The 8,649-nt window shown below is 64.4% G+C and carries 9 protein-coding genes; 3 read left to right on the top strand and 6 right to left on the bottom strand.

The genetic code is table 11. From position 1 onward, the window contains the following. The 4 genes from WBQ77_RS05415 to WBQ77_RS05400 form a co-directional block, all read right to left on the bottom strand. Positions 1 to 2,465: chromosome segregation SMC family protein (locus WBQ77_RS05415; protein WP_424059277.1), on the bottom strand; the 2,465-nt coding region annotated here is incomplete at its 3' end. A gap of 120 nt (positions 2,466 to 2,585) precedes the next feature. Continuing rightward, a complete protein-coding gene (locus WBQ77_RS05410) occupies positions 2,586 to 3,206 on the bottom strand; it encodes a DsbA family protein (protein WP_424042123.1) in 621 nt (206 codons plus the stop codon). A 114-nt stretch (positions 3,207 to 3,320) separates the two neighbouring features. Beyond that, entirely contained in the window at positions 3,321 to 4,043 is a 723-nt protein-coding gene (locus WBQ77_RS05405) for a DsbA family protein (protein WP_424059275.1), read from the bottom strand. Between the two features lie 151 nt (positions 4,044 to 4,194). Then, the gene (locus WBQ77_RS05400; protein ID WP_424059273.1) at positions 4,195 to 4,743 is read right to left on the bottom strand and encodes a DUF721 domain-containing protein; all 549 of its coding nucleotides are present in this window, start codon (positions 4,741 to 4,743) and stop codon (positions 4,195 to 4,197) included. A 93-nt stretch (positions 4,744 to 4,836) separates the two neighbouring features. Here WBQ77_RS05400 and mutY point away from each other — a divergent pair, with 93 nt between their 5' ends. Continuing rightward, positions 4,837 to 5,997, top strand: a complete 1,161-nt coding sequence (gene mutY, locus WBQ77_RS05395; protein WP_424059271.1) for an A/G-specific adenine glycosylase — start codon at positions 4,837 to 4,839, stop codon at positions 5,995 to 5,997. Here mutY and WBQ77_RS05390 read toward each other — a convergent pair. Continuing rightward, a complete protein-coding gene (locus tag WBQ77_RS05390; protein ID WP_424042117.1) occupies positions 5,945 to 7,042 on the bottom strand; it encodes a site-specific DNA-methyltransferase in 1,098 nt (365 codons plus the stop codon). The two genes, mutY and WBQ77_RS05390, sit on opposite strands and share 53 nt — an antisense overlap. A 149-nt stretch (positions 7,043 to 7,191) precedes the next feature. On the opposite strand from WBQ77_RS05390, the gene WBQ77_RS05385 reads away from it, so the two are divergent. Beyond that, positions 7,192 to 7,659 (top strand): alpha/beta hydrolase, encoded by a 468-nt coding sequence (locus tag WBQ77_RS05385; protein ID WP_424059269.1) that lies wholly within the window; start codon positions 7,192 to 7,194, stop codon positions 7,657 to 7,659. A 6-nt stretch (positions 7,660 to 7,665) separates the two neighbouring features. Next, positions 7,666 to 7,950, top strand: a complete 285-nt coding sequence (locus WBQ77_RS05380; RefSeq protein WP_424042113.1) for an alpha/beta fold hydrolase — start codon at positions 7,666 to 7,668, stop codon at positions 7,948 to 7,950. Here the strand turns inward: WBQ77_RS05380 and WBQ77_RS05375 are convergent. Then, positions 7,947 to 8,649 (bottom strand): ribonuclease HII (locus tag WBQ77_RS05375; protein WP_424059267.1); only part of this gene is annotated, 703 nt, incomplete at its 5' end. The genes WBQ77_RS05380 and WBQ77_RS05375 overlap by 4 nt on opposite strands.

The raw sequence follows: 8,649 nt of genomic DNA, 5'->3' as shown, positions 1-8,649 counted from the left end.
GGCAGTTTGGCCAGGGCTTCAAGATCGGCGGTCGTCTCGCTCTTGCGCGTGCCCAGCGTCTCGATTTGCGTACGGGCATTGGCGATGCGCTTACCCCAAAGGTCTTCCTCTGCCGCGATCGCCGTGATTCGCTCCGTGCGGAGCCGGACTTCGTTCTCGAAACTCCTCAGATTGGCTTCGGCCTGGGCCGCGTCGGAGCGGGCGTCACCAGCCTTGCTTTGAGCCGCCTCCAGGGCCGCGGTGAGCCCGTCGAGGGCGGTCAGCGCCTGCAACGCCTCTGCTGCGGCGCCCGCCTGTTCTTGCGCTTCGTCGCGCGCGGCCGTGGTGCGGCTCAGCGCCTCCGCCAAGGCGCCCAATTGCTTGCTGTTGGCCTGCATTTCCCTTTCTACCGTGCCGATGGCGCTGCGATTGCGATCGAGCTCGACGCGGTCTTCGTTGATCTTGAGGCGGAGTTCCTTCGTCCTCTGGCTCGCGGCCTGGGTGGCTTGCGTGGCCGCCTCCAGCTCCGTTCCTGCGGCCGCCCGCGCGTTCTCGGCATCGACCTTCAGGCCTTTCAGGGATTCGAGCCGGGTACGCTCCTCGAGGCGTGCGCCTTGCGCCGTGGCCGCACCGGCCTGGACGCTATAGCCGTCCCAACGCCATAGATCGCCGTCCTTGGACACAAGGCGCTGGCCCGGCTTCAAGGCGGTTTGGAGGCTTGAGCCTTGTCCGGGCTCGACCACGCCGATTTGCGACAGCCGGCGCGCTAAGGCCTCGGGGCCATGCACGAATCGGCTGAGCGGCACGGTGCCGTCGGGCAGGGCCGGATCCCCTTCCAGGCCATCGATTTTTCTCCAATGGGCCGGCGCGCTGTCTTCTGCCGCCGCGTCCAAATCGTCGCCAAGCGCCGCGCCGAGCGCATGCTCGTAGCCGCCCTCGATGCGGACATCTTCGACGATGGGCGTCCAGTCGTTCGGCGGCGCGAGAAGCTTGAGCAGGGTCGCCAGTTCCGTCTCGATCTCCTGACGGGCCAGGTTCGCATCGGCAAGGGCGCTGCGCAGGCGCGCTTCATCCGCCCGGGCCTGTTCTTCATCGGCCTCGGCTTGCGTCAGTGCCGTGGCAGCCTCCTCAAGCAGCACGGATGCTCGCTCGGCTTCGGCGTTCAATTCGGCGAGCTTGGACTCGCCGCCGGTCTCAGCCTCGAGATCGGCAAGCTGTTGCCCCAGATCCTCGGATTGGGACTGGAGCTGCGATATCCGGCCGGCGAGCCGGGTCTGTTCGTTTTCCAGGCGGCTGCGTTCCGCGCGGGCCTCGGCAAGCTCGGTTGTCGCGTGGCGCAGCGCGGTCTCGGCATCGGTAAGCACGGCTGCTGCTGCTGCCGCGGCTTCGCGCAATTGCGGCTCGACACTCTCATCCGTACCAACCGCCTCAAGTGCGGCCCTCTCGTCCGAAAGACCTGTAAGAATCTTGTTGGCTTCGGCGATCTGCTCCTCTTCGCGGGTCAGGTCGCGCGAGGCCTGGGCGAGCTGGGTCTCCAACTCTTCTTGGCGGGCCTTGGCGCGCGCCTCTTCGCGTTCCAACGCATCGCGATCCACGCTGAGGCGGTGCAGAACCGCCGCACGGGTTGCCTCTTCGTCACGCAAGGGCTGAAGCTTGTTGGCCGCTTCGGTCTGCACCCGAAGGGCCTCCGCCTCTGCCTTGGTTTCCTCGGCCACGGCGGTGAGCGAGTCCTGGTACGAGCTTTCGTCCGCTTCGACCTGCGCGCAGGCCGCTACCCATTGCAGATGGTAGGAAAGCGCTTCCATCTCCTGAATCTTGGTCGAGACGTCCCGGTAGCGCTTTGCCTGTCGTGCCTGACGGCGCGTGGCCTGGAGCTGCGAGGTCACCTGGCCGATCACGTCGGCGAGGCGCGCGAGATTGGTCTCCGCCGCTTTGAGACGTAGCTCCGCTTCGTGGCGGCGGCTGTGAAGTCCGGCGACGCCGGCGGCGTCTTCCAGCACGCGCCGCCGCTCCAAGGGGGTTGCGCTGACGATTTCGCCGATCCGCCCTTGTTGCACCAGGGCCGGCGAGCGGGCGCCGGTCGCGGCGTCCTCGAACAGAATGCGGATGTCGCGGGCACGCACGTCCTTGCCGTTGACGCGATAGGCAGAGCCCGCCTCGCGCTCGATGCGCCGCGTCACTTCGAGAACGTCCGCGTCGTTGAACTCCGCAGGAGCAAGGCGTTCGCTGTTGTCGATGAAGAGAGTAACTTCGGCCATGTTCCGGGCCGGGCGGTCCTGTGCGCCGGCGAAGATCACGTCGTCCATGGCGGCGCCGCGCATGCTCTTGTAAGAGGTCTCGCCCATAGCCCAGCGCAGGGCCTCCAGCAAATTGGATTTGCCACAGCCATTCGGGCCGACCACGCCGGTCAAGCCGTGCTCGATCACGAGCTCGGTCGGTTCGACGAACGATTTGAACCCAAGAAGGCGGAGTTTCGAAATTTGCACCGGCTTACGATCCTTATTTGGAACCGGGCCCCATTTGGAACCGGCAAACGCGTGCTCAGTGACGGAAACGCGACAAGACCTGAATTTGGCGGGGGACGGCGTGATTCGCAACGCCGGAGATCAAGAAGCCTGTGGTTCAATCAAGGCCTTCATCTGTTCGAAGGTGACCTCGCCCTGGAGCTTCTGACCGTTGATAAAGAACGTCGGCGTTCCAACGACGCCGTATCTGCGTCCCCGCTGCTTGACCTCCGTTAACCCATCGATAATACTTTGATTCGATAGGCATTTGTCAAACTGCGCGCGGCTCATTCCACTGGTTTTCGCGATTTTGTAAAGGGCGTTGGGCCGCACCTCCTGGCTCACCCATTCGCGCTGGCGGGACAGATAGGCCTCGATCAGCCGCAGATACTTGCTCTTCGGGGCGCATCTGGTGACGATTGCCGCCGCTCCCGCAGTCTGCCCGATCGCGAATTCCCGGATGATGTATCGCACCCGGCCTGTGTCCACGTAGGTGCGCTTCACGCGGGGAAACACCTTGGCGTGGTAGGCACGGCAATACGGACAGGTCAGCGACACATACTCGATGATCGTCGCGGGCGCGTTCCGATTGCCGTATTCGCGCTCGCCCAGGGGCCCTGCTTCCAGGAGTTGGTCGGTTAGGGGCGCGGCCTCGGGTGCGGTGCCGCCGGGGCCGCAGGCGGCAAGACCCAAAAGGGCCAGGCACAGGACGGCGCCGGTCAAGACGATTGTGGCTGCCCTGCTAAGCCCCAACAAACATCCCCCAAAGGATACCAATGGTATTTTCCTAATTCCATGGCGTGAACGCCGCGGACCGGCCGTGGTCTGATCTCACGCTTAGCCGTCCGCCGGTGTTTCCGGCTTGCCCTCGATCGCGGACTCGAACACTTCGAGCCCCACGCCCGGAAGCCTTTTGCCGTTGACGAAGAAGGATGGCGTCGCATCGACGCCGTAGTCCTCATGCGCTTTCTTGCGCACGGCCACGATCTTGTCGAACAGCTCCTTATCCGCAAGGCACTGCTCGAAGCTCTCCTCCGAAAAACCGGCCTGTTTCGCGATGAGCTTCAGCTTCTCTTTGCCGTCGGCGCCTGGCAAGGCCCAGCTCTCCTGGGTTTCGAACAGCCCGTCCAGCATCGGATAGAATCGATCGTTCCCGGCGCAGCGAGCGAGCATGGACGCGGCGACCGCAAGGCCGTCCAGCGGAAATTCGCGAAAGATGAAGCGAGCTTTTCCGGTATCGATGTACTTCTCTTTCAGCTGCGGAAACACCTTCGTATAGAATTGCGCGCAATGGGGACATGTCATCGAGGCGTATTCCACGATCACTGTGTCGGCCTTCGGATCGCCGAGGACGACGTCCTCCAGCGGACCGGTTTCCATCAGCGCGGCCATTTCCAGGTCGGTCTTCGGCGCTTTGGGATCCGCCGGTGCCTCGGCGCTGAAGAAATACAGACCTACGGCAAGCGCGGCGACAGCCACCGCCCCGATCGCGTAAATTCCGGTCTTGCTCTTCTTGACCTCGGCAGGCGCCTCGGTCGTGTCTTTTTCGCGTTTTGCCACGTCGAATACTCCGGCTTTTTCTGTTACGCGCGGCTTCCTCGCGCCAATCGTGCCCTACAATCGTTGAATGGCACCGATCCGGCAAGCGGGCGTAAAGGCTTTAACTTCAACCTCTCGTGACGGCGACAATTAGACCTGCTCGGGCCAAGACTCAACCGCGCGTCTTGCCGGCCGTTGTCCGGTCCGGGACGCCGCTCGTGGCGCTCGCGCCCAACCTGCCCAGCGCTCGGGCCAAGCCCGCATGTTGAATGCCTGCAGATTTTGGCAAGGCGTAGGCGGGAAGCGGGGGGTTCGGCGTGCTCTTGGGCCGCGCGACGCGGGCGATAGGGGCCTGCAGAAAACGCATATCGGTGACAGCGCGATAGCCGAAATAGGCGTTGATCCGCTCCAGGATCTGTGCCGCGCGATGTTGAACCTCGATAGCCCGCGGTCCTTCGATGCGGAGGACCAGCGTAGCGCCGTCCCCTTTATGTCCTCGGGCGCGTGGACTGTCGGCCTCGTCGCCATCCCAATCGTCACGGCGCCTCGGCCAGATGATGCGGTCGGGCATGGTATAGCGGGCGAGGTCGGCACCGGCGATTGCGCGCCAGTCGCTGAGAAGCGCGGTCGCGGCGAAGCCGCGCGTCCGCGCGGCCTTGTCGAGCGCCCTTTCGACAAAGGCCCCGATCGCGCGCGGCCCGCCCCTTGGCCTTCGCCTCATCCTGTTCATCCTCGCTCCCGTGATCTTTGGTTGAGTCTACACCATGGCGCCAGGCGATTGCGCATGGCATGAGGACTTATGCAAGACGTTCACATGGACATTCCAAATGGCGATCCGGACGTAAAGATCGTCCCCGCCCTCCGGGCCTGGTACCGGCGCGAGGGGCGGGCGCTTCCGTGGCGCGCGCCGCCGGGTACGCTGCAAGACCCCTACAAGGTGTGGCTGAGCGAGGTTATGCTGCAGCAGACCACCGTCAGAACGGTGATGCCGCGCTTCATCGACTTCATACGCCGCTGGTCCGACGTGGACGCGCTCGGGAGCGCCGGACTGGGCGATGTCCTCGCGGCCTGGGCCGGGCTTGGCTATTACGCTCGCGCCCGCAACCTGCATGCTTGCGCGCGCGTCGTGTCCAATACTCATGGCGGCCACTTTCCCGATACGGAGGAGGGGTTGCGTGAGCTGCCGGGCATCGGGGCTTATACGTCCGCCGCTATCGCCGCCATCGCCTTCGGCAGGCGAGCTTCCCCGGTGGACGGAAACATCGAACGGGTTCTCGCCAGGCTCTTCGCGATTGAAACACCGCTACCGGCGGCCAAGCTGCAAATCAAGGCGCTGGCGGAGCGCCTGACGCCAGCGAAACATGCGGGAGACTTCGCGCAAGCCATGATGGATCTCGGCGCGATGGTGTGCACGCGGCGCCGTCCTGCCTGCGGGCTCTGCCCGGTCCGTCCCAGCTGCTGCGGCTTTGCGGCCGGTTTCGCAGAGCAGCTTCCCTACAAGGCCGCGAAGGCCGAGCGGCCGACCCGGCGCGGGACGGCTTTCGTTGCGGTTCGGGAGGACGGCGCCGTGCTGCTGCGGGAACGGCCGCCGAGAGGGCTCCTCGGCGGCATGTTGGAGGCACCCTCCACGGCCTGGGAAGAGGGCCCGCTACCGGACTCGGCTGAAGCCGCTGCGCCGCTGAGCGCGCGTTGGAGCTGCGTGCCGGGTATCGTCACGCACACCTTCACCCATTTTCGTCTGGAACTGACGGTCTATCGCGCCGAGGTCGGTTGCACCGCCGAACCAAAACCGGCTGCGGACCCTGGGCGCTGCCGCTGGGTGGGGCAACGCGATCTCCCCGAATCCGCTCTGCCATCGGTGATGCGAAAGGTGCTCGCCCATGCGTCGGGCGAGGTTCGGTCGGCGTCGAAGAAGCGGGGTGCTAAGAAGCGAGTTTTTGGCGAGCCTCCGTGCGCAAGGCGTCGATCGGCTTGAGCGTGCCGCCGGCCTCGTAGTGCCAGAAGGTCCAGCCATTGCAGGCCATGGCGCCTTGCACATGGGCGCCGATCTTGTGGATAGAGCCTTGCGCGTCGCCGCAGGCAATCGACCCGTCCGCGCGCACCTTGGCCTCATGGCGCGCCGCCGGATCGTAGAGGGCAGTCCCGGGCGATAAGAGCCCCATCTCCAACAAGGTGCCGAAGGGCACGCGGGTCTCGTCCCGCTTGCCCTTGCAGACCTGTAGCGAGGCCGGGTCGAGCGTTACGATCGACTTGAGCCGCTCGCGCGCGGCTTTCGCATACGCACCCTCGCGCTCGATACCGACGAAGGCGCGGCCCAAGCGTTTGGCGGCAACGGCCGTAGTGCCGGACCCCATGAACGGGTCGAGCACAACATCGCCCACATGGCTGGCTGCGAGGATCACCCGTTGCAGCAGCGCCTCGGGCTTCTGCGTGGGATGGGTCTTGCGCCCATCCTGCTTAAGGCGTTCGGCGCCCGAGCAGATGGGCAACAGCCAATCGGACCGCATTTGCAGGTCTTCGTTCAGCGACTTCATGGACTCGTAGTTGAACGTGTAGCGTGCCTTCTGGCCGGTAGAGGCCCAGATCATGGTCTCATGCGCATTGGTGAAGCGCCTGCCGCGGAAGTTCGGCATCGGGTTCGTCTTGCGCCAGATGACGTCGTTTAGCACCCAGAAGCCGAGGTCCTGCAGCGCCGTGCCCACGCGGAAAATGTTGTGATAGCTGCCGATCACCCAAAGACTGCCATTGGGCTTCAGCACGCGGCGGACGGCGGTCAGCCAATCACGGGTGAAGCGGTCATAGGACTCGAAGCTGGAAAACTTGTCCCAGTCGTCGTCGACGCCGTCGACACGGCTATTGTTCGGCCGGTAGAGCTCGTTTGCGAGCTGCAGATTGTAGGGCGGATCGGCAAAGACCAGATCGATGCTTCTTGCGGGAAGCTTTCGGAGTTCTTCGATGCAATCGCCGACAATGATTTTGTTGCGTGGAAGCCGCCGCTCCCCCGTATCCCCCACACCCATGATGATCCACTCGCGTTACGCAATACACACACGCGCTTGCCATGTTGTACTCGGCAAGACAGGCCCATGCTGGCCGAGCGGGGTAAAGGCCGCCTTAACCCGCTTGAGGGCATCGGCGCGAAGACAATGGCGGGGCGGGAAAACATCGCATGACCATGACAAAGACGATCGTCATAGTCCATGGCGTCAATTGCGGCGGCTGGTGCTTCGAGCCCTTTCGCGCCGTATTCGAGGCGCGGGGGTATGCGTGCCACACACCCGATCTCATAGGGCATGGGGCCGACAAGACCGACGGTATCGAGAAGCTCACCGGCGTCGGCATCGTGGACTATCGCGCTCAAATGCAAGACTTCATCGCTGCGCTCCCCGAAAAACCCATTCTGCTGGGCCATTCCATGGGGGCGGTGGTCGCGCAGCAAATCGCGGCTGCGGGGCTTGCGGAGAAGCTCATCCTGGCGAGCCCGGCGCCGCGGGCGGGGACTTTGCCGTTTTCGGAGCGGGAAAAACAGCTCGGCCAGGATTTGATGTCGCTGGGGCCCTTTTGGACGCGCGCCTTCGATCCGAATTTCGTGATCGCCTGTAACATCAGCCTCAACCGTCTGTCGCCGGCGCGGTAGCGGCAGGTGTTCGAGGCATTCGGGCCTGAATCGGGCCAAGCGCTGTTCGAATTGTTCTTCTGGATGTTTGACCGTGCCGGCGCGACCGCCGTCGATACGCGTGCCGTGAATTGTCCCGTGTTGACGCTATCCGGAACGGATGACCGCGTCGTTCCTCTGGAGACGGCAAAAGACACGGCGGACGCCTATCCGGACTGCCCCTTCTGGGTGCTGGAGGATCACGCTCATATGCTGGTCGTGAAAGACGGGGCGGACAAAATCGCCGGACGCATCGCCGACTGGCTGGGTTAGGGGCCGGCGGGCACCGTTTCAGCGCTGAGTGCCAGGACGCGCCGGATGGGCGCGAAGGAGCGGCGATGGTATGGACAGACACCGTGGCGTTGAATGCCGCTTGCGTGCTCCGGTGTGCCGTAGCCCTTGTTGTTCTCCCAGCCATAGCCGCGATAGCGCTTGGCAAGCCGCACCATGATCCGGTCGCGCGTAACCTTCGCCACGATGGACGCCGCCGCAATTGAGAGCGATCGCCCATCCCCGCCGACTAGGGGGCAGGCTGTGCCGGGAAATCGTTTCGGCACGGCGTTGCCATCGATCAGCGCCACGGCCTGCAGCACGCCCAAAGTCCGGAACGCAGTGCGCATGCCCCAAAAGGTCGCTTGCAGGATATTATCGCGATCGATTCGGGCCACCTGACCGATCACGGCGGCAACGCGCGCCGTCGCCATGATCTCCTCATAGCGGTCCTCGCGAGCCTGCGGGGTTAGCTTCTTCGAGTCGTTCAGGTCTTGGGGAATACGATCGGGGTCGAGAATGACCGCGGCGACGACCACGGGCCCGGCCCATGGCCCGCGCCCGGCCTCGTCGATTCCCGCCACGGGAGCCCGGTGGAGATCCATCATCTCCGTCTCGAGATCGAAATTCGGATAGCCGGAATCATGCCGGGGTGACGGTTCCATGGCGGAACTGTCCGACGAACCTCGGCCTTCGCGCAAC

Origin of the sequence: Methyloceanibacter sp. (genome assembly GCF_049590335.1) — a bacterium.
GTDB lineage: Bacteria > Pseudomonadota > Alphaproteobacteria > Rhizobiales > Methyloligellaceae > Methyloceanibacter.
Note: the sequence above shows the minus strand (reverse complement) of the source record. Positions and strands in the feature narration are given on the sequence as shown.

What these genes read in the sequence shown, in the direction of transcription:
- WBQ77_RS05400 (WP_424059273.1), bottom strand. Translation starts at nt 4,743, where the DNA reads ATGAGGCGAAGGCCAAGGGGCGGGCCGCGCGCGATCGGGGCCTTTGTC.
- mutY (WP_424059271.1), top strand. Translation starts at nt 4,837, where the DNA reads ATGGACATTCCAAATGGCGATCCGGACGTAAAGATCGTCCCCGCCCTC.
- WBQ77_RS05390 (WP_424042117.1), bottom strand. Translation starts at nt 7,042, where the DNA reads ATGGGTGTGGGGGATACGGGGGAGCGGCGGCTTCCACGCAACAAAATC.
- WBQ77_RS05385 (WP_424059269.1), top strand. Translation starts at nt 7,192, where the DNA reads ATGACCATGACAAAGACGATCGTCATAGTCCATGGCGTCAATTGCGGC.